Here is an 18137-nt window from a genome sequence, read left to right as displayed (position 1 = left end):
CATGCACCAGATCAGCGCCATCCTGCCGGTGAAAACGCGGGGACGGCATTACGCCGACAATATCGGCCGTTGCGACATCCTCTTCTCGTCGCTGCGTCACTTCACGACGCCCAGAACGTTTCACCGTTTCGTGATCGTCGTGCCGCACGACGAACTCGAAGAGGTCAAAGGCTACGCGAAGGCGTGGTCCGACTTCCCCATCGAAGTGATCGACGAATCGCTGTACATGGGCATTTTTGCGGAGTTCTCACAGCGTCACCAGATCCGCAACTGGCACCGGCAGCAGATCATCAAGCTGAATGCGCCCGAATGGATCGAAACCGAGTATTTTCTCGTGCTCGACCCCGACTGCTTCGCCACGCATCCCTTCAGCGCGGATGCGCTGATTCTCGACGGCCGGGCGCTCACGCATGTTCAGCCGCGTACGGTCGAGCCGTATTACTGGGAGGCTTCGGCGAAGCTGCTGAATCTCGATCCGCAACTCACGCGCGACGGCATCTGGTGGACGCCGGCCATCTTGTCGCGCACGCTGTGCCTGAGCCTGCAACAGCGCCTCGCGGCGCTGCATGGCACCGACTGGCGCCGCGTGCTGCTCGCCAACTACGCGCTCGACTGGACCGAATACACGCTTTACTGGCTCAACGCGGAGAACGTTGGGTTGCTGGAGCAGTATCATACGGGCCCGAAACCGGGCCAGCGCGCGCTGCACGCCGACGAAAGCGTATGGTTCGCGGACAAGATGGAAGGCTGGAGCGAGGGCCGTCATCTCGCACCGGAAAGCGATGGCATGTTCGCCGTGGTCCAGAGCAACACGCACATCTCCCCGCAGCGCGTGGTGGAAAAGCTTTCGCCGTATTTCCCGGTCGCGCTGCAGCGTTACGAGCGCCATATCGACCCCGCGCTCAAGGGCGCCGAGCTTTATTCGGCCGTGGCGCGCCGCGGGCTCAAGCTGTTGAACAAGCTGCGCGGCTAAACGGCCGTTGCACCTGCCGGGAATCTGAAGCGACGCCGGGCGCTTCGGTCATCGCCCCGGTTGCAGCTGGCCCCAGCTCACGAGGATGGCCTGAATGCTGCGCGCATAGGCATCGCGCTCGCGAGGCGACTCTGAGTGATACGCGCCAATGGCGCGCCACGTGTTGCCGTATCGCACCATCTTTTGCTTGAGCAGCCAGGCGGCCACGAAAATATTCACGCACGGGTCCGTGAGGGCGCCGTGCGGAATGCCCTCGCGCGAAAGCTCCGAAAAGTGGATCGAGTTGATCTGCGCTTGCCCGACGTCGATCGAGCCGTTCGCATTGTGATTGACGGCCGCCGCGTCGCCTTTCGATTCACGCCACGCCACGGCGCGCAACACGAGCGGATTCACGCCCTGGTAGGCGCCGGCCTTTTCGAAGCATTCGTCAGCGCCCGGCGCGGCATGCGCGGCCGTCGCGCCGAGCGCCGCGAGGCCCACGAGCGCGACCCACGCGGCGATGACTCGCGATCGTAACTGGCGCACGGCGTTGGTCTTGCGTTGCATGGGTCGAAGCTCCGGGTTGGGCGTCAATGCGCGACGTCACTGCGCGAGAGCGGAATCGAGTTGCTGCTCGATGTCCTTGAGATAGGCGCGCGAAGCGTCGGAGACGACGAGGCGCGGCGTGGGCATGGCACAGTGGCAGTCGCGCTGACATACCTTCTTCCTGTGCGAGGTCGAATGCGGCGCGGGAAGCTCATCGTCGTCGCCCGCGGCGGGCGGCAGCATGGCGAGCGAGGGTAGCGGCGGGTAGACCTTGTCGGCGGCGGGTGCGGCGGCAGCGGCAACGACGGTGCCAGTGGCAGGTGCGCTGGCGGCGGGTTGGCCCGCCCAGGCGGCGCAACAAAAGCCGAACGCGGCGGCGAAAACGATCGGACGCATCGTGTCAGCTCCCCGCATGCAACGGCTCGATCGAGACGCTGTACGTCTGGTTCGCGCCAGCCGTCAGGTTTTCGAGCGCGGGCTTGGGCCCTTGCGCGGGCACGCCCCGCCAGATGGCCTGATTGATGTACTTGAAGTCCTGGCCAAGCGCCGTCACGCGGATCACGGTGGGTTGCTTCTGCGCGGCGGCGAGCGCGCCCGCCTTGGCGAGCACCGCGCTCAGCTGCGGGTCGTGCGCGCCCAGCGCATCGGCGGGAATGTCGAACTTCATGATGACGTTCGACACGGCGGGTTTCCCGGTTTGTGCCGTGGCGGGCGGCTGCAGTTGCGCGCAGCCTGTCACAACCATTACGGCAAGTAAAAGCCAAACGCGCGTCACGGCCGGGTCTCCAAAAATTCGTGGCGATGTACGCGTTGTCGGCCTCGCGCGCACGGACTTGATACCCGGGCGGCAAACGTTTGCCAAAAAGAAAGACTTCGCTCGTGCAATGCCGCTTCCCGGAAGGGCGCTCGCACGCGATGGCGGGTTCGGGCAGAGAACTGCTTCCCCAATCCGGCGGGGAAATGCGCCGCGCATGCGGCGCGCAGCACCCGCATAAGTGTGAAGAATGATGAGCGGCGGCGCGGCACCGGCCCGGGTGCCGCGCGCCGGCGCGCTTTAATTGAGCTTGCCGAGAACCGCCGTGAACTCGTCCTTGCTCAAGGCGCGCAGCGTTTGCGTGCGGATATTGCCGAGCGACCCGAGCGCGAGGCCGAAGGCCATGAAGCTTTGCTCGTCGGGCGCGTCGATGACCGTGACGATGTCGTATTTCCCGAGCGTCCAGTAGATCTGCTTCATTTCGCAGCCGAACGTTTTGGCGAGTTCCGCGGCCTGCCCGGCCCGCTGCGCGCTGTTCCTGACAGCGCGGATACCCTGGTCGGTGAACTGCGCAAGCACCACATAAGTCGACATGACGATTCTCCTTACGATGACGTCGAAACGCGGATTACTGCCCTCCCTCGGCCGGCCCTTCTGGCCGGATGTTCTGGTTGTGGCGGAAAAGATTGTGCGGGTCGTAACGCGTCTTGACAGCGACGAGGCGGCTCATGTTCGGACCATAGGCGGCCTCGACGCGCGTGCGTTCGTCGTCGGTGAGGAAGTTCACGTAGACGCTGCCGAGCGCATACGGCGCGGAAGCTTCGAAGAAGCCGCGTGCCCAGGCGACGCAGCGGGCGTCGTCGGCGGGATCGGTCCAGCGGCCGTGCACGTTCATGACGTAGAGCGCGTCGCGACTCGGGTAGGCCATCGCATCGGACGCGACGCGCTGCGTCGCGCCGCCGATCTGCCCGAAGAATATTTCGCACTCGGGCGAGGGCAGCGTGGCGATGGCATCGATCAGCGTGTCGATGAGACCGTCGGGCAACGCGGCGAGATTGTGCGATTTCCAGTAGTTGCGCGCGCCCGGCGTGAGCAGCGGATCGAACGCCTGCTGCCACGCGGCGTAGGGCATCGGCCCGAGATGTTCGCCACAAGGCTTGCCGAAACGCCGCACCGCGTCCACCGCGTTCGGCCCGTTTTCCGGCGGCCCCGAATAGCAGATCGCGAACACGATGACCGGCTTGCCGTGAACCTCGGGCGGCAGGAAAGGCAGCGGCGGTGCGAGACGGGACACGCTCCACACGGTCAGGTCTTCGGGCATCGCGTCGACCGCCTCGCGGTAGTGCGTGAGCGCTTCTTTCGCGGCGTCGAACGGCAGCACGACCAGCCCGCCGTAGATCTCGGGGCCGACGGGGTGAAGCGAGAACTCGAACATCGTCACCACGCCGAAGTTGCCGCCGCCGCCGCGAAGCGCCCAGAAGAGGTCGGCGTTTTCTTCCGCGCTCGCGCGCAGCAGATTGCCGTCGGCGGTCACGACGTCGGCGGCGACGAGGTTGTCGACCGACATGCCGAAGCGCCGGCTCAGCCAGCCGAAGCCGCCGCCCAGCGTGAGACCGGCCACGCCCGTAGTCGAATTGATGCCGAGCGGCGTGGCGAGGCCGAACGCCTGCGCTTCATGGTCGAAGTCGTGCAGCGTGGCGCCTGGCTCCACATACGCGCGGCGCGTGGCAGGCTCGACTCTGACCGACTTCATCGGCGAGAGATCGATGACGATGCCGCCGTCGCACAGCGCGCTGCCCGCGATATTGTGTCCGCCGCCGCGCACGGCGAGCGGCAGCCCGGATTCACGCGCGAGCGCCACGGTCTGGCGCACGTCGGCGCAACCGCGGCAGCGCACGATGAGCGCGGGGCGGCGCTCGATCATCGCGTTCCAGATTTGCCGGGCTTCTTCGTAGGCGGCGTCGCCAGGTTGCAGGGCAACGCCTCGCAGCGCGCTTTTTAGTGTGGCGATGGATTCGCTCGACAGGCTGGACATGGCACACCTCTCAATTCAACGGATCGGACAAGCGCGCGCCAATGGCAGGGCGTGCGTTTTCATGGACTGAACGGAACTGCAGGCGACCGCTTCGATGGTCGAATCAATGCGGCTTACGCACGCGCGTGACGCGGCGTGCGTCCGGTCGGGAAAGCGGGAAGGAAGGGCTTTCGCAAAGGGCGGCGTGGGGCCGCCTGTGGCCGGACCGCGAGGGACCGGGCGGCGAGCGCGTCGTGACAGTCTGGATCGTTACCCAGGCAGCCACTGGGCCTCGCCGATTCATTAGATAACCTAAATTACGCAGCCTGATAAAAAAGCGTGCAATTAATTCAGATTATTGTCGCGTCTGGATTCGCTTTAATAGTTTAGCAAGCGCAATGCAGGGATTCTATAATTTTCACGCGCTATCCGGCCGGGTAAGTGCCGCTTCCTACTGGCATTGGCGGTAGGAATCGTACGCTTTACGTTGTAATATCGACGCATTCCAGCCCCGCACTGCCCCTCATGACCGACGTCGCCCCCGACGAAGTACGCCTCGCCGCCGAGATCGAACGCCTCAAGGCCGAGTTTCCCAAAACACGCGAGCTGTATCGCGAAGTGTGCGCGCTGATGTTCTTCCGTTACGGCATCACGCCCACGGCCAACCGGCTCTATCAGCTCGTGCGCCGCGGCAGCATGAGCACGCCTACGGCAGTGCTTTCGGAGTTTTGGGCCACGCTGCGCGAGAAGAGCCGCGTGCGTATCGAGCACGCCGATCTGCCCGAGGAACTGCGGGGGGCCGCCGGCGAACTCATCGGCGCGCTCTGGACGCGCGCCACGGCGGCCGCGCAGGCGTCGCTCGAAGCGCTGCGGCGGGAAGTGGAGGACGCACGCCGCGCCGCGGAAGGCGTAACGGCCGCCGTGCGCGCGGACCTGGCGCACACGGAGGTGGCGCTCGAACAGCGCACCGCCGCGCTGCTCACGGCGCAGGTGCGCATCCAGGAACTGGAACAGGCGCAAGCCGCCGCGGCCGCCACGCGCGGCGCACTCGAAGCGGAACTGGCGCGCGAGCGCGAAGCGGGCGGCGAACGCGACACGGCGCTCACCCAGGCGCGCGCCGACTTCGCGGCCGAACGCGACAGGCTGCGCGCAAGCGCCGAACTCGCGGAAACACGCTGGCAGGCGGCGGAGAAGCGCGCCCAGCTCGAAATCGAGCGCGAGCGCACGGCCAACGCGCGGTTGCAGCGCGACGCCGAAACCGCCACGCAGCGCGCGGCGCGCACCGAAGAAAGCGCGCGCGCCGAAATTCAGGCATTGCAGGCGCAACTGGGCGATTTACGCCACCAGGTGGGCATGCTCGAGGGCCGGCTCGACGCGCTGCGTTCAACCCGCGAAGCTCACGTGCGCGAGCGGGAGACGCGCGCCGCCACAGCCGCCGCGAAGCCGTTGCGAGCGGCGCGCAAGACGGGGCAAAAGGCATGAGGGCGTGAGGGTGTAAAGGCGTGGATCAAGCGGTGATTCCTTCGACCTCCTGACTGAACCGCGGTGATGCGCTGCGTGTCACTCGTCGCGCACGCGCACCGGCAGTTCGGTTTTATACTCCACGCGGCGCAGCGCCACGGAAGTATGAATGTCACGCACGCCCTCGATCTTGGTGAGGCGCGTCATGACGAAACGCTCGATGCCCGCGATATCGCTCGCCACCACGCGCAGCATGTAGTCGAACGCGCCCGTCATCAAATAACACTCCATCACTTCGTCGCAGTTCGAGATCGCGCGCTCGAACGCGGCTAGCCGTGTCTCGTTCTTCTTCTCGATCGCTACCGACACATACGCGTTGACAGGAAAGCCAGCCTTCTCCTGGTCGAGCAACGTAACGTACTGCGTGATGACGCCACGCTCTTCGAGCATGCGGATGCGCCGGTAGAACGGCGAGAGCGAAAGCCCGAGCGATTCCGCGAGGTCGGCGGACTTCACGTGAGCGTCGCGCTGCAGGGCGTGCAGGATGGCCACATCCACGCGGTCGAATTTCATTGGCCAGGTTTCCCTGAGAAAGGTGAATTTAGGGCGAGTGTTGCTAATTTACGAGTATTCCGTGGCTCAGTTTGGCACGAATCGCCGCTATTGGCTACCTAGAATCCGCTAATACCCACAAGCCGAACAGCGGAGACAACCATGAACATGCGAGCCGTCGAGACCGACCGCCAGATCGATACGGACTATCGCCTCGAAGACCGTTACCTGCGCGAGGACGGCGCGGTCTTTCTCACCGGCACCCAGGCGCTCGTGCGCATCCTGATCGAACAGGCGCGCGCGGACCGGCTTGCCGGGCTGAAAACGGCAGGTCTCGTTTCCGGCTATCGCGGCTCGCCGCTCGGCGGATTCGATCAGGAACTGTGGCGCCAGAAGGCGCTGCTCGCGGACTTCGACGTGCGCTTCGAGCCGGGTCTGAACGAAGACCTTGGCGCGACCATGCTGTGGGGCGCCCAGCAACTCGACGCGTTTCACGGCAAGCGTGTGGAAGGCGTGTACTCGATGTGGTACGGCAAGGGGCCGGGCGTGGACCGTACCGGCGACGTCTTTCGCAATGCCAACATGCTCGGCACCGCACGGCACGGCGGCGTGCTGGCGGTGGCAGGCGACGACCACGCGGCGCAGTCGTCGATGTTTCCGCACCAGACGGACCACGTCTTCGAAGGTGCGATGATGCCGATTCTCTTTCCGGCCACGGTTGCGGAGTACATCGAGTACGGGCTCACGGGCTATGCGCTTTCGCGTTTCAGCGGGCTGTGGGTCGGTTTCAAGGCGATTACGGAGACCGTGGAAAGCGGCCGCTCGATGTCCGTGGGCCGCGGCCCGCTGTTGCGTTTGCCCGAGGACATCGCGGTGCCGGCGCAGCGCGGCTTCAATTACGACCCGCAATTGCGCTGGCCCGCGGAGCGCGCCGAGCTGGAGCGCCGCGTGCTCGAAGAACGCCTGCCCGCCGCGCTCGCCTTCATGCGCGCCAATCCGCTCGACCGCGCGTTGCTGCGCCCCGCGCAGGCGCGCGTGGGCATCGTCACGGTGGGCAAGGCGCATGCGGACGTGCTGGCCGCGTTCGAGGCGCTGGGGCTCACGTCCGGGCGCCTCGAACAACTCGGCATCGGGCTCTATAAGGTTGGCATGATCTGGCCGCTCGAAACGGAAGGGCTCAAGGCGTTTGCGCGCGGCATGCAGGCGCTTTTCGTCGTGGAGGAGAAGCGCTCGTTCGTGGAGCGGCAGATCAAGGAGGCGCTTTTCAATGTGCGCGCCGACGAGCGGCCCTCCGTGCACGGCAAGACGCTTGGCGAGCGCGAGCCGCTGCTTCCCGCCGCCATGGAGTTCGCACCCGAGCAGCTTGCGCACGCGCTGCAACGGTTTTTCCGGCACGTCGAGATCGATGTGCCACCTGTCGCCGCGGGCGCAACCTATGCGCGTTTGGGCGCGCCGCGCGTGATCGCGCTCGCCCAGGTGCCGCAGGGCGAACCGCTCACCCGCAAGCCGTTCTTTTGCGCGGGCTGCCCGCACAATACGTCGACGCGTCTGCCCGAAGGCTCGCATGCCGCGGCCGGCATCGGCTGCCACATCATGGCGCTCGGCGAGGCGGGCAACACGGCGACGTTTTGCCAGATGGGCGGCGAAGGCGTGCAGTGGGTCGGCATGTCGACCTTTACGGAGATGCCGCATCTGTTCGTGAATCTCGGTGACGGCACCTACCAGCACTCGGGCAGCCTGGCGATCCGCCAGGCCGTGGCCGCGCGCGCGAACGTCACCTACAAGATCCTTTTCAACGACGCGGTGGCGATGACCGGTGGGCAGCCAGCCGAGGGCGGCCTCACCGTGCATCGCGTCGTGGCACAGGTGCAGGCCGAAGGCGTGAACGAAGTCGCCGTGGTGACCGATCGCCCCGAGCAGTACAAGGGCTCGCAGGTGTTGCCGGCGGGCGTGACGCTCCTGCACCGCGACGCGCTCGACGCGCTGCAACGCCGCTTGCGCGAGCAGAAGGGCGTTTCGGTGATCGTCTACGACCAGACCTGCGCCGCCGAAAAGCGCCGCCGCCGCAAGCGCGGCAAGCTGATCGATCCGCCCGCGCGTGTGGTCATCAATCCGGCCGTGTGCGAAGGTTGCGGCGACTGTTCCGTGCAGTCGAACTGCATCGCGATCGAGCCGCTCGAAACGGAGCTGGGCCGCAAGCGGGCCATCAATCAATCGAGCTGCAACAAGGACACCTCGTGCGTGAAGGGCTTTTGCCCGAGCTTCGTGACGGTGGAGGGCATGGAGCCGAAGCGCCCGGACGCCGCCCGCATTCAGCGCATCGAAGCCGAACTGCGCGCCACGCTCGCGCCGCCCGCGCGCGTGCCGCAGGCGCTGGAGCACCATTTGCGCATGGTCGTGACCGGTGTGGGTGGCACGGGCGTCGTGACGATCGGCGCGATCCTCGCCATGGCCGCGCACCTCGAAGGGCGCGGCGCCTCGACACTCGACTTCACCGGCCTCGCGCAAAAGAACGGCGCGGTGTTGAGCCACGTGCAGATCGCGCAGAGCCGCGGGCTCATCACCACTTCGCGCATCGGTGCACATGCGGCCAACGTGCTGCTGGGCTGTGACGCCGTGGTGGCGGCATCGTCGGGCGCGCTCTCGCGCCTGCCGGCCAGCGGCGCGCGCGCGATCGTGAACGAGCGTATCAACGCGACCGCCGACTTCGTGCGCGACGGCGATCTGCCCGTGAGCAAGGCGGTCCATCAGGCGGCGATAGAGCGCGCGATGGGTGCGGATGGCGCGGTGTTCTGGGACTGCACGGCGGCTGCGGAAGCGATTTTCGGCGACGCCATCGCCGCGAACATGATGATGGTGGGCTACGCGTATCAGTCGGGCCTCGTCCCGCTTTCCGAAGCATCGATCCTGCGCGCAATCGGGCTCAATGGCGCGGCCGTGACGATGAACGAACGCGCGTTCCTCTGGGGACGTTTGATCGCACAGGACGCTCGCGCGCTCGAACGCGTGACGGGAGTGGACGCTGCGGCCGCGAACGCGCCGTTCGATCTCGCGCGCTTCGTGGCCGAGCGCGAGCGCGATCTCGCGCAATACCAGAACGCCGCGTATGCGAAGCGCTATCGCGCGCTGGTCGATGCCGTCGCACAGGCAGAGCGCGGGATCGAAGGGGCGAGCGGTGAGCTTGCGCAAGCGGCAGCGCGTCATTACTTCAAGGTGCTTGCCTATAAGGACGAGTACGAGGTTGCGCGTCTGCACACCGATGGCGGCTTCGGCGCGTACCTGTCCGGTCTGTTCGACGGCACGACGGGCAAGAAGACGTTCCACATGGCGCCGCCGCTCCTCACCCGCCGCGATGCGCAAACGGGGCGCCGCAACAAGATCGCACTGCGCGGCGTGTGGGCCGAGCCGCTGCTGCGCGTGCTCAAGCACGGCAAGGCGCTGCGCGGCACGCGGTTCGATCCGTTCGCACGGCAGCGCGACCGCGTGATCGAGCGCGCGATGATCGGCGAATTCGAAGACGACGTGCGCGTCGTGCTCGGCAAGCTGACGCCGCAGACGCTGGCGGCGGCCGTCGGTCTGCTTGGCGTGCCGGGTGTGGTGCGAGGCTTCGGTATCGTCAAGGAGCGCAATTACGAGCGTTCGCGCAGCTTGCGCGAGCGGTATCGAGCGGAACTCGCGGGCAAGATCGTTTGAAAGATCGTTTGAAAGATCGGATAACTAATAGATACTACCTGAGGAGACTCCAATGATTGTGCAGGACAAGACGTTTTTCATCACGGGCGGCGGTTCTGGACTCGGGGCGGCAGTGGGCCGTCATCTGCTCGGACGCGGCGCGAATGTCGTGTTCGGCGATATCGACGTAGCCCGTGCGCGTGACGAGGCGGCGCCCGGCGGCGAGCATGCACTCGCCGTCGAGGTGGATGTGACGCTGGCAGCGAGCGTCGAGGCGGCGATTGCGCTTGTCACGCAGCGCTTCGGCGCGCTGCATGGCGTGGTCAACTGCGCGGGGATCGCGCCGGCGCAGCGCATCGTCGGAAAAGAAGGGGCGCATTCGCTCGATCTGTTCGCGAAGGTCGTGAGTGTCAACCTCATCGGCACCTTCAACGTGATGCGCCTCGCCGCCGTGGCGATCGCGAACAATACGCCCGAGGCCGGCGGCGAGCGCGGCGTGATCGTCAATACGGCATCGGTCGCCGCGTACGATGGCCAGATCGGGCAGTCGGCCTATGCGGCTTCCAAGGGAGGCGTCGTTTCGCTTACCCTGCCGGCCGCGCGCGAACTGGCGCGCAACGGTATTCGCGTAGTGACTGTCGCGCCCGGCATCTTCGAAACGCCGATGCTGCTCGCCATGCCCACCGAAGTGCAGCAGGCGCTGGGCGCGGGCGTGCCGTTTCCCCAGCGTCTTGGCCAGCCCGCGGAGTTCGCGGCGCTCGTCGAGCATATCGTCGGCAACCGCTATCTGAACGGCGAGGTGATCCGGCTCGACGGCGCGCTGCGCATGGCGCCGCGCTGATACCCGTTTCGTGTGAGATCGACCGCCGCGGGGACGTCGAGGACCGCGTATCGTAGAATCGGAACTGTCGACTCTCGATATTCGAAAAGCACATGGCCAAAGACGTGACCTTGCGGCAGTTCCGCTACTTCGTGGCGGCGGCGCAGAACGGGCAGTTTTCGATGGCGGCGGCAGCCGAGCATGTCTCGCAGTCGGCGATCACCAATGCGGTGCTCGCGCTCGAGGAGGCGCTCGGCACACGGCTTTTCGTGCGCTTGCCCCAGGGCGTGGAACTGACGCCCGACGGGCAGGACTTCCTCAATCACGCGCACCACGTGCTGGAGTCGGTGCGCGACGCGCTGCACAAGGCGCCGTTTCGCGCGCACAGCCTGCTCGGTACGGTGCGCATAGCCGCCTCCTATACGCTGCTCGGCTATTTCCTGCCGGAACTGCTGGCACGCTTTCGTGCGACCTATCCCGAGATCGAGATCGATCTGCGCGATATGGACCGGCCGGCCATCGAGGCGGCGGTGCTCGCGGGCGAGGTGGATCTTGGCGTGGCGCTGCTTTCCAACGTGCAGCGGCGCGCGCGCTTCGGCTACCACTTGCTGATGCGTTCGCGCCGCCAGTTGTGGGCCGCGCCGACGCATCCCCTCGCGCAGATGGGAACCGTCACGCTGCGCGACATCGCGCGTTATCCCTATATCCAGCTCACGGTGGACGAGGGCGAGGCCTCGACGCTGCGCTACTGGAAAAAGCGGCGCGTTGCGCCGAATATCGCGTTTCGCACGAGTTCGATGGAGGCGCTGCGCGGGCTCGTGGCGCATGGCTTCGGCGTGACGATTCTCTCGGATATGGTATTCAGGCCATGGTCGCTGGAGGGTAAGCGCATCGACGCCTGCGCCATCGAGGACGCCATTGCGCAGATGGAAGCGGGCATGTTGTGGCACCCTGGGGCGGTGCTCAGCGATCCGGCGAGAGCGATGCAGCAATTTTTGATTCATGCTTGCGGGAATTGACGGAGCGGCTGCGAGGCGATCGAATGCGCGCGCGCCGCAGTCACGACTTCGATTTGCGACAAGCTCGAATTCAGGAAGTGGCGGCGGCCGATTTATCCGAGGGATGCAATTCGACCGCCGCAATACGAATACTCAGTATTCTTTCCACGCGCTTCTTCTTAGTACCCCTGCACCCAATGACCCGGAATCCATACCCACTGGTTGCCTTCCCAGCGGTAGTGTCCATTGACCCAGGCATAGCCCTGGGCGGGTGCGGGCGGCGGTGTCTCGACACGCGGTGCCGGTTCCGGTGGCCGGGCCGGCTCCACGATACAAGCGGAAAGCAGGGCGGCACAGGCGACCAGGGTCACGGGTTGCAGTCGTTTTATCTTCATGACGGGTGTCCTCCACTGATTGAAATTGTTTGGTTATACGAACGGATTGCCGGTCTTGCTGCGTGCCGGCATCCGGGGCCGCGCAAGGCAGCCCGCTTCGGTGCCTGTCTGTTCTAACCGCTCATGCCCTTATCAAACCCGTCATCGCATTTTTTGTGCCCGCATCGCCGAATAGCGTCGATGCCGTGCGCTGCGGATCGAGCCCGAGGCTCTCCGCGGCCGCGCCCGCGATCAATGCATCGAGTGAGGCCGTGGGCTTGAGGTCGCGCGACTCGTAGAGATCCGCGCTGCGCAGCCCCGGCCAGTCGGCCTGGACGTGTCCCCCGGCAACGGCGCCGCCCACGAGCATCGCGACCGAAGCCTGCCCGTGGTCGGTGCCGCCCGTGCCGTTCGACGCGGCCGTGCGGCCGAACTCGGTCGCGACGAGCACTGTGGTCTTGTCCCACGCAGGGCCGAGGCCGTCGCGCAGCGAGGCGAGCATCGTGTCGAGTGCCTTCAACTGGTTCGCGAGCCGCGCGTTCTGCGCGCTGTGCGTGTCCCATCCGCCGGTTTCGATCATCGCGATGCGCGGGCCATCGGGACGCGAGAGGAAAACCGCCGCAAGCTTGCCGACGCTCGCCGGGTCCTGGCGCGCGTTTGCGTCGCCCGCGAGGGCGCGTGCGTTCATTGCCGAGGTCCAGAGCGCGCGCAGCTGCGGATCGGCTTCGTAGAGGGCGGAAACGCGCGTGAGCAGATCGTCGGAGGCGCTGGGCAGCGCCGAGGGCGCATACGAACTCGCCTGTACCGTGCCGCGCAGCGCGAGCGGCACGGTAGGCGCGAGCGCAATCGCGTTCGCGCGCGTGGCAGGCAGCATGGCGACGAGCCGGTTGAGCCAGCCGTCCTTGACCTGGTAGGGTGCGCGGCCGCCCGTTTCCAGCACGTTCTGACCGTCGAAGTGGGAGCGGTCGCGATACGGCGAAGCGATCGCATGCACGAAGAGGGCCTGCTTGTCGCCATACATCTGCGCCATCTGTGCGAGCGACGGATGCAGCGCGAACGTGCCGTCGAGTTTCGTGGCACGTTCGATGTCGATGGCGAGCGGGCCGCGCAGCGTGGCGTAGGCCGGCTCCGCATAGGGCACGACGATGTTGAGTCCGTCGGCCGCGCCGCGCTGGATCACGAACACGAAGCGGCGCTCGGTTTCGACGCTGGCGAACACGATCCGGGGGGCGACGAGCATCGCGCCCGCGCCGGCGGCGGCGATGCGCAGGAAATGGCGGCGGGAAACCATGGCGGTTATCTCCTCAGGAAATCGGGCGAGACGAGCAGCAGGGCGATCGCGGTGGACGCACTTTCGGCATGCGCGACCGCGGTGGCCGTGGGCGCACTGAGCGTGGCGCCCATGAGCGTATTGCCGAGCGTGCGCGGGTCGAGCCGGTCGCCCACGCGCGCCGAGAAGCGCTGTGCGACTTCCACGCGGCGCACGAGCGCGTCGGGCGCGGCCCAGCTTGCGGCGATGTCGTCGTAGCCGGCGGGCGAGCCCGGCCGCCATACCGGCTGGCCGAGCTGCGTGAGCAGCGGCGCGGCATTGAGGTCGCCCGCGTCGCCGGGTTCGCGCCAGCCGAGACCCCGCATCGACGAAACGGTCCACTCCCACGGCGTCTTGAACTTCGCATCGACACTCGCCCACGCTTGCGGCGCTTCAACGAGCGCGCGGTACACGGTGGGCAGGTCGCCGCCGCTTTGCTCGAAGGCGAGCGCGAGGCGCCCGGTGAGCGCGGGCGGCGGATTGTCGGCCACGAAGTGGCGTGCGAGCTGGAATGCGATATGGCGGCTCGTGGCGCTCGCGTGCGCGAGGTCGTTCAGGATCGCAAGCGCCTGTTGCTCGTCCGGTTGATCGTAGCGCTTGCCCATGACGGTGCGCGCGCCCGGCTCGTGCAGCGCGGGGCGAAACACGAAGCTGCCGGGCGCGGCATTGCCGGGCTGCGGTCCGCGCACGCCCGCCACGCTCCAGCCCGTGAGCGCACGTGCGAATTCGGTCACGTCGTCCTGCGTATAGCCGGTGCGCACGCCGAGCGTGTGCAGCTCCATGATCTCGCGTGCAAGGTTCTCGTTGAGGCCGCGCTTGTGCGCGGGGTCGCGCTGATCGGCGCGCAGCGCGGCGCGGCTATCGGGGCCCACGGAGCGCGTCTGATCGAGAAAGAGCTGCATGGCAGGGTGCTGCTCGACGGCGACCAGCATGTCCGCGAAATTGCCGAGCACGTGCGGCCGTATCGCTTCCATTTCGAATGCGCCCGCAATGCCTGCGATCAGCGCCTTGTCCACCGACACGGCGAAGTGATTCGACCAGAAATGCACGAGGCGCTCGACGAAAGGCGCGTCGGTCTGCAAGGCACTCGCGAGGCGCGCGTTGACCGCGCTGCGGTAGATGCTCACGCTCTCGCGCCGGATCGACTGGTTGACCGCGCGGCGTGCGGCCTGTTGTGCATTGTCTTGTGCGGTCGTCTCCGAAGCCGCGCTCGCTGCCGCGTTGCCCGCCATGCCTTGCTGGCGCTGCGCCCCGAAGCGCGCGGCGAGCGCCAGTGCGCCGGGCTCGTTGCGCCATGCGGCAGGCAGCGGTTCGTATGCCTGGAACTGGCCGAGCAGCCAGCTTCGAGGGTCGGCCGGCGGCGTTTCGTCGGCGCGCGCGCCGAGGCCGAAGCGGTTCATGGCGATCGCGCCGGCGCGGGCATTCGAAAGGCTTTCCATGCGCGGTCCTTGTGCTCACTCGAGCGTTGCATATTCCCGTTAAACGCTCGTCGCTCGCGTTATCCGTCGCTGGTCTGCCAAATTTTTTATTGCCCGCCGTTCTTCTCGCTCGCGGCTTTCTGCGGCTGCTTTTGCAACTGCGCGGGCAGTCGCCACTGGCCGCGCTTTTCGAGCCCTTCGACGAACTTCACGCGCTCCTCGGGCGTGAGCGTGGCCGCGAAATCGACCACGCCGCTTTCGATTTGCGCGCGTAACGCGCTGTCGGCGGCGCGCGTGCGCGCGAGCGCGGCGTCGATGGCATTGCGGTCGAGTTGCGGGGCGGCGAGCAGGTCGAGCACCTCGCGCCGTCCGTCGCGTCCGTCGCGCGCGTATTGGCTGCCTTCGCGGCGCGAGGACTTGAGCGTCCGGGCGAACTGCTGCTGGCGTTCCGGCGACAGTTCCTCGGTGGCGAAGCGCAACGCCACGCGCTGCGCCGCTTGCGCCTGCGGCTCGCCGCGTACGGCAAACCAGCGCCACGCCCCGCCCGCAATTGCGCCGAGCAGAAAAACGTTCAGGAGTACCGAGCCGACGAGCAGCGTTTTCCGTGAGCGGCCATTCATTCGTCGCTCCCTGCGGCGCCGGGGTTGAGGTTCGATTCGCTCCAGTCCGAACTGGTCCCCCCAAAGCTCGTGCTGAGATACGTCTCGTGCGGGGCTGCGGGCGTCGTGCCGCCGAGGACGACAAACGATATCGTCAGCGCGCCCGCGAGCGCGCCCGCGAGGCCCACGCCCGCGAATGCCGCGCCGGACCACCAGAAGCTGCGGCGCTTCGCGGCGGCAACGGGCGTAACCGGCGCGCCCGCAACGATCTGCTCGAAGAGTGTGCGTGAGGGCGGCGCGACCATGTCGCGGGAGAGCCAGCTGTCTAGCGCCATGGCTTCGTCGAGCGCCGCGCTCGCTTCGGCGCGATGCGCGCGCGCCCATTCGAGCGCGTCTTCGCGCTCGTGTTGCGGCCAGCGTTGCGGGTCGGCGCCATACGCGGCGACGAGCGTGTGGAATCGTTGAGGTGTCATACGGAATCCTTACCGGCAGCTTCGCCGGCCAGTTGTGCGCGCAGGGTGCGCCGGGCGCGCGCCAGCAGGCTTTCGAGCGCGTCCACCGAAATATCCATCAGGCTGGCTGCTTCGAGGTTCGAGAGCTCCTGATAGTAAGTGAGCACGAGCGCTTCGCGCTGGCGCACGGGCAGCGCCGCGAGCGCGGCGCGCACGCGTTCGTCGCGCGTGCGCGCTTCGATCTGCTGGTCGGGCGAACCTGCGGGATCGGGTGCCGGCTCGCTCACGGCGTGTACGTCTTCCACGGTCTCTTCGCGGCGTCCGCGCAGGCGGTCGTAGCACAGATTGAGCGCCACGCGATGCAGCCACGTATCGAATTTCGCTTCGCCGGTGCGCCAGGTGGGCGCCTGTTTCCAGATTCGCACGAACGCTTCCTGAGCGACGTCTTCGGCTTCGCTATGGTCGCCCAGCAGGCGCGTAGCGAGCGCGATGAGGCGCGGCAGCTTGCTTGCGACGAGCGCGCGCACGGCAAGCGGATCACGCGCGCCGACGCGCGCGACGAGCTCCGCATCCGGATCGCGTTCGTTCAAGACCTTCCCGGCCTTGTCGATCTGCAACGATGGAACCGCTGGCGAACCCGCTGACGCGCCGTCATAGTCGTTTCCCAGTTTGAATCCGGGCATTCAGTCCTTATGCCGCTCGATGCCGCGTTATGCCCAGTGGCCCGGAATCCATCGCCAGTTCGGGCCGTCCTCTACCCAGTGCCCAGGCACCCAGTTATAGCCCGAGCGGGCCTCGCGCCAGCGGCCGGGCGCCCAGACATACACGCCTCTGTCCCAGGCCCAGTGGCCGCCCTCCCACACATAGCCTTCGCGCGGCGGCGGGGCGGTTTCTTCCCGCGGCGGAGGCGGCGGCGAAGTGGGCGCGACGACCACGGGCTGCTGTGGCGGCTCGTTCGGCTCGACGATCACGGCCTGTGCGAGCGCGGCCGTTGCGGTGCCGGCGAGCAGTGCGGCGGCAAATGACGAACGCAGTGATGTGCGGATCATGATGTCTCTCCCTTGATGCAGAGGGGTAACAGCCCCCTATACAGACTTGAACGGCGCCGCGCCGGAAATCCGTCGCGGGCCATTTATTCACCATGCAATTTCCGCGCTCGGTGTCGAGCTTACCGGTCCAGAATGCATGTTGCTAGACAACTGCAATTTCTGAACCTGAAGGACTTACGTTAAGGGTTTTTACCTAATATGAACCGCCACACAATTGTTAAATTTCTGTCTTAGAATGGACACGCTAAATCGACTGCGGCGATGCAACATTAGTTTTCAAACATGGCAACACAGCCGCAAGTCAGGCCATCGGGGGTTGGCGCTTTAATTAGTAAGACTAACCAAGGAGTATGATCTGATGTCCGTTTCCGCACCCGAACAATTCCGCGCGAACTATCAAGCCGGCGTCGCAGCGTTCTTTGCGCTTACCAAGCCCGTTTTCGAGGGCGTGCAGGCCGTGATCGATCTCAACGTCCAGGCCAGCAAGGCTGCCGTCGCTGAAAGCGAAGCGACGCTCAAGGGTGCCCTCGAAAGCGGCAATCCCGCCGAGTTCCTGACACAGCAGATTGGTGCGTCGCAGCAGGCGGCCGCCAAGGCCATATCGTACGGCCGCCATCTCGTCGACATCGCGACGACGACCCAAAACGAATGGATTCAAGCCGCCCAGGTGCAATCGGGCGAGCAGGAGCAGCGTTTCAAGGCCTTTTCCGAAGGCCTGACGCAAAACGCGCCCATGGGCGCGGAGTCCTTCGTCGCGGCCATGAACTCAACGTTCGCCGCCGTGAACAATGCCGCCGAAACGCTGCGCGGGGTGACCCGCCAGGCCATCGAAACGGCCCAGAGCGGTTTCCAGAACGTCGTTGCTTCCGCCCAGGAAGCCGCGCCGGTCGCGGTCCAGCCAGCTGCCGCCAAGGCAAGCTCGGCCAAGGCCTGACACGTTCCTGCCCGCCGGCATGCGCCAATATGCGCCAAAGCGCGTCTTCGTCGTGAATGAACGATGGGGGCGCGGCGTTTGCCGGCTCAGCTTTCCAGACATCGATTTTTCAGCGCATTTGCAGAGCAGGAGCTCAACATGACTGACATTGTGATCGTTTCGGCCGCACGTACGGCGGTAGGCAAATTCGGCGGCTCGCTCGCGAAGGTGGCGGCGCCAGATCTCGGCGCGAT

General features: G+C 66.3%; 19 protein-coding genes. 6 read left to right on the top strand and 13 right to left on the bottom strand.

Annotated features, from left to right (window positions below):
• The first annotated feature begins 1 nt into the window (after position 1).
• Complete coding sequence (locus C7411_RS25730) at positions 2 to 973, top strand: DUF6492 family protein (protein ID WP_110386845.1); 972 nt, start codon at positions 2 to 4, stop codon at positions 971 to 973.
• A 48-nt stretch (positions 974 to 1021) separates the two neighbouring features.
• Here C7411_RS25730 and C7411_RS25725 read toward each other — a convergent pair whose 3' ends face one another.
• The 5 genes from C7411_RS25725 to C7411_RS25705 form a co-directional block, all read right to left on the bottom strand.
• Entirely contained in the window at positions 1022 to 1519 is a 498-nt protein-coding gene (locus C7411_RS25725; protein ID WP_110386844.1) for a lytic transglycosylase domain-containing protein, read from the bottom strand.
• 36 nt (positions 1520 to 1555) lie between these two features.
• On the bottom strand, positions 1556 to 1894 hold the full coding sequence (locus C7411_RS25720; protein ID WP_110386843.1) for a hypothetical protein: 339 nt from the start codon (positions 1892 to 1894) through the stop codon (positions 1556 to 1558).
• 4 nt (positions 1895 to 1898) lie between these two features.
• The gene (locus tag C7411_RS25715; protein WP_181431377.1) at positions 1899 to 2243 is read right to left on the bottom strand and encodes a hypothetical protein; all 345 of its coding nucleotides are present in this window, start codon (positions 2241 to 2243) and stop codon (positions 1899 to 1901) included.
• Between the two features lie 309 nt (positions 2244 to 2552).
• Positions 2553 to 2846 carry a GYD domain-containing protein gene (locus C7411_RS25710; protein WP_110386841.1) on the bottom strand — a complete coding sequence of 98 codons (294 nt, stop codon included), beginning with the start codon at positions 2844 to 2846 and terminating at the stop codon, positions 2553 to 2555.
• 34 nt (positions 2847 to 2880) lie between these two features.
• Entirely contained in the window at positions 2881 to 4287 is a 1407-nt protein-coding gene (locus C7411_RS25705; protein ID WP_110386840.1) for an FAD-binding oxidoreductase, read from the bottom strand.
• A gap of 504 nt (positions 4288 to 4791) precedes the next feature.
• Between C7411_RS25705 and C7411_RS25700 the strand changes: the two genes are divergently transcribed.
• On the top strand, positions 4792 to 5748 hold the full coding sequence (locus C7411_RS25700; protein ID WP_110386839.1) for a DNA-binding protein: 957 nt from the start codon (positions 4792 to 4794) through the stop codon (positions 5746 to 5748).
• Between the two features lie 78 nt (positions 5749 to 5826).
• Here the strand turns inward: C7411_RS25700 and C7411_RS25695 are convergent, their stop codons facing one another.
• The gene (locus C7411_RS25695) at positions 5827 to 6300 is read right to left on the bottom strand and encodes an Lrp/AsnC family transcriptional regulator (protein WP_042267102.1); all 474 of its coding nucleotides are present in this window, start codon (positions 6298 to 6300) and stop codon (positions 5827 to 5829) included.
• A 141-nt stretch (positions 6301 to 6441) separates the two neighbouring features.
• On the opposite strand from C7411_RS25695, the gene C7411_RS25690 reads away from it, so the two are divergent.
• The 3 genes from C7411_RS25690 to C7411_RS25680 all read left to right on the top strand — a co-directional run bounded on the left by C7411_RS25690 (position 6442) and on the right by C7411_RS25680 (position 11790).
• A complete protein-coding gene (locus C7411_RS25690) occupies positions 6442 to 9972 on the top strand; it encodes an indolepyruvate ferredoxin oxidoreductase family protein (protein WP_243413342.1) in 3531 nt (1176 codons plus the stop codon).
• Between the two features lie 52 nt (positions 9973 to 10024).
• On the top strand, positions 10025 to 10792 hold the full coding sequence (locus C7411_RS25685; RefSeq protein WP_110386838.1) for an SDR family NAD(P)-dependent oxidoreductase: 768 nt from the start codon (positions 10025 to 10027) through the stop codon (positions 10790 to 10792).
• A 92-nt stretch (positions 10793 to 10884) separates the two neighbouring features.
• Positions 10885 to 11790 carry a LysR family transcriptional regulator gene (locus C7411_RS25680; protein WP_110386837.1) on the top strand — a complete coding sequence of 302 codons (906 nt, stop codon included), beginning with the start codon at positions 10885 to 10887 and terminating at the stop codon, positions 11788 to 11790.
• A gap of 158 nt (positions 11791 to 11948) precedes the next feature.
• Here the strand turns inward: C7411_RS25680 and C7411_RS25675 are convergent, their stop codons facing one another.
• The 7 genes from C7411_RS25675 to C7411_RS25645 all read right to left on the bottom strand — a co-directional run bounded on the left by C7411_RS25675 (position 11949) and on the right by C7411_RS25645 (position 16967).
• A complete protein-coding gene (locus tag C7411_RS25675) occupies positions 11949 to 12164 on the bottom strand; it encodes a YXWGXW repeat-containing protein (protein ID WP_110386836.1) in 216 nt (71 codons plus the stop codon).
• Between the two features lie 121 nt (positions 12165 to 12285).
• Positions 12286 to 13434, bottom strand: coding sequence for a DUF1501 domain-containing protein (locus C7411_RS25670; protein ID WP_110386835.1), 1149 nt, complete (start codon positions 13432 to 13434; stop codon positions 12286 to 12288).
• A gap of 5 nt (positions 13435 to 13439) precedes the next feature.
• On the bottom strand, positions 13440 to 14891 hold the full coding sequence (locus C7411_RS25665; protein WP_110386834.1) for a DUF1800 domain-containing protein: 1452 nt from the start codon (positions 14889 to 14891) through the stop codon (positions 13440 to 13442).
• Between the two features lie 86 nt (positions 14892 to 14977).
• Positions 14978 to 15490 carry a periplasmic heavy metal sensor gene (locus tag C7411_RS25660; RefSeq protein WP_110386833.1) on the bottom strand — a complete coding sequence of 171 codons (513 nt, stop codon included), beginning with the start codon at positions 15488 to 15490 and terminating at the stop codon, positions 14978 to 14980.
• Positions 15487 to 15942 carry a hypothetical protein gene (locus C7411_RS25655; RefSeq protein WP_110386832.1) on the bottom strand — a complete coding sequence of 152 codons (456 nt, stop codon included), beginning with the start codon at positions 15940 to 15942 and terminating at the stop codon, positions 15487 to 15489. The genes C7411_RS25660 and C7411_RS25655 overlap by 4 nt, the downstream gene beginning before the upstream one ends.
• Positions 15939 to 16604, bottom strand: coding sequence for an RNA polymerase sigma factor (locus tag C7411_RS25650; RefSeq protein WP_110386831.1), 666 nt, complete (start codon positions 16602 to 16604; stop codon positions 15939 to 15941). The genes C7411_RS25655 and C7411_RS25650 overlap by 4 nt, the downstream gene beginning before the upstream one ends.
• Positions 16605 to 16631: 27 nt before the next feature.
• On the bottom strand, positions 16632 to 16967 hold the full coding sequence (locus C7411_RS25645; protein ID WP_373682658.1) for a hypothetical protein: 336 nt from the start codon (positions 16965 to 16967) through the stop codon (positions 16632 to 16634).
• Positions 16968 to 17328: 361 nt separating this feature from the next.
• Between C7411_RS25645 and phaP the strand changes: the two genes are divergently transcribed.
• Complete coding sequence (gene phaP, locus C7411_RS25640) at positions 17329 to 17904, top strand: TIGR01841 family phasin (protein WP_110386829.1); 576 nt, start codon at positions 17329 to 17331, stop codon at positions 17902 to 17904.
• Positions 17905 to 18137: the final 233 nt, after the last annotated feature.

The organism is Paraburkholderia silvatlantica, from assembly GCF_003096715.1.
Classification (GTDB): domain Bacteria; phylum Pseudomonadota; class Gammaproteobacteria; order Burkholderiales; family Burkholderiaceae; genus Paraburkholderia; species Paraburkholderia silvatlantica.
Note: the sequence above shows the minus strand (reverse complement) of the source record. Positions and strands in the feature narration are given on the sequence as shown.

What these genes read in the sequence shown, in the direction of transcription:
- C7411_RS25730 (WP_110386845.1), top strand. Translation starts at nt 2, where the DNA reads ATGCACCAGATCAGCGCCATCCTGCCGGTGAAAACGCGGGGACGGCAT.
- C7411_RS25725 (WP_110386844.1), bottom strand. Translation starts at nt 1,519, where the DNA reads ATGCAACGCAAGACCAACGCCGTGCGCCAGTTACGATCGCGAGTCATC.
- C7411_RS25720 (WP_110386843.1), bottom strand. Translation starts at nt 1,894, where the DNA reads ATGCGTCCGATCGTTTTCGCCGCCGCGTTCGGCTTTTGTTGCGCCGCC.
- C7411_RS25715 (WP_181431377.1), bottom strand. Translation starts at nt 2,243, where the DNA reads ATGGTTGTGACAGGCTGCGCGCAACTGCAGCCGCCCGCCACGGCACAA.
- C7411_RS25710 (WP_110386841.1), bottom strand. Translation starts at nt 2,846, where the DNA reads ATGTCGACTTATGTGGTGCTTGCGCAGTTCACCGACCAGGGTATCCGC.
- C7411_RS25705 (WP_110386840.1), bottom strand. Translation starts at nt 4,287, where the DNA reads ATGTCCAGCCTGTCGAGCGAATCCATCGCCACACTAAAAAGCGCGCTG.
- C7411_RS25700 (WP_110386839.1), top strand. Translation starts at nt 4,792, where the DNA reads ATGACCGACGTCGCCCCCGACGAAGTACGCCTCGCCGCCGAGATCGAA.
- C7411_RS25695 (WP_042267102.1), bottom strand. Translation starts at nt 6,300, where the DNA reads ATGAAATTCGACCGCGTGGATGTGGCCATCCTGCACGCCCTGCAGCGC.
- C7411_RS25690 (WP_243413342.1), top strand. Translation starts at nt 6,442, where the DNA reads ATGAACATGCGAGCCGTCGAGACCGACCGCCAGATCGATACGGACTAT.
- C7411_RS25685 (WP_110386838.1), top strand. Translation starts at nt 10,025, where the DNA reads ATGATTGTGCAGGACAAGACGTTTTTCATCACGGGCGGCGGTTCTGGA.
- C7411_RS25680 (WP_110386837.1), top strand. Translation starts at nt 10,885, where the DNA reads ATGGCCAAAGACGTGACCTTGCGGCAGTTCCGCTACTTCGTGGCGGCG.
- C7411_RS25675 (WP_110386836.1), bottom strand. Translation starts at nt 12,164, where the DNA reads ATGAAGATAAAACGACTGCAACCCGTGACCCTGGTCGCCTGTGCCGCC.
- C7411_RS25670 (WP_110386835.1), bottom strand. Translation starts at nt 13,434, where the DNA reads ATGGTTTCCCGCCGCCATTTCCTGCGCATCGCCGCCGCCGGCGCGGGC.
- C7411_RS25665 (WP_110386834.1), bottom strand. Translation starts at nt 14,891, where the DNA reads ATGGAAAGCCTTTCGAATGCCCGCGCCGGCGCGATCGCCATGAACCGC.
- C7411_RS25660 (WP_110386833.1), bottom strand. Translation starts at nt 15,490, where the DNA reads ATGAATGGCCGCTCACGGAAAACGCTGCTCGTCGGCTCGGTACTCCTG.
- C7411_RS25655 (WP_110386832.1), bottom strand. Translation starts at nt 15,942, where the DNA reads ATGACACCTCAACGATTCCACACGCTCGTCGCCGCGTATGGCGCCGAC.
- C7411_RS25650 (WP_110386831.1), bottom strand. Translation starts at nt 16,604, where the DNA reads ATGCCCGGATTCAAACTGGGAAACGACTATGACGGCGCGTCAGCGGGT.
- phaP (WP_110386829.1), top strand. Translation starts at nt 17,329, where the DNA reads ATGTCCGTTTCCGCACCCGAACAATTCCGCGCGAACTATCAAGCCGGC.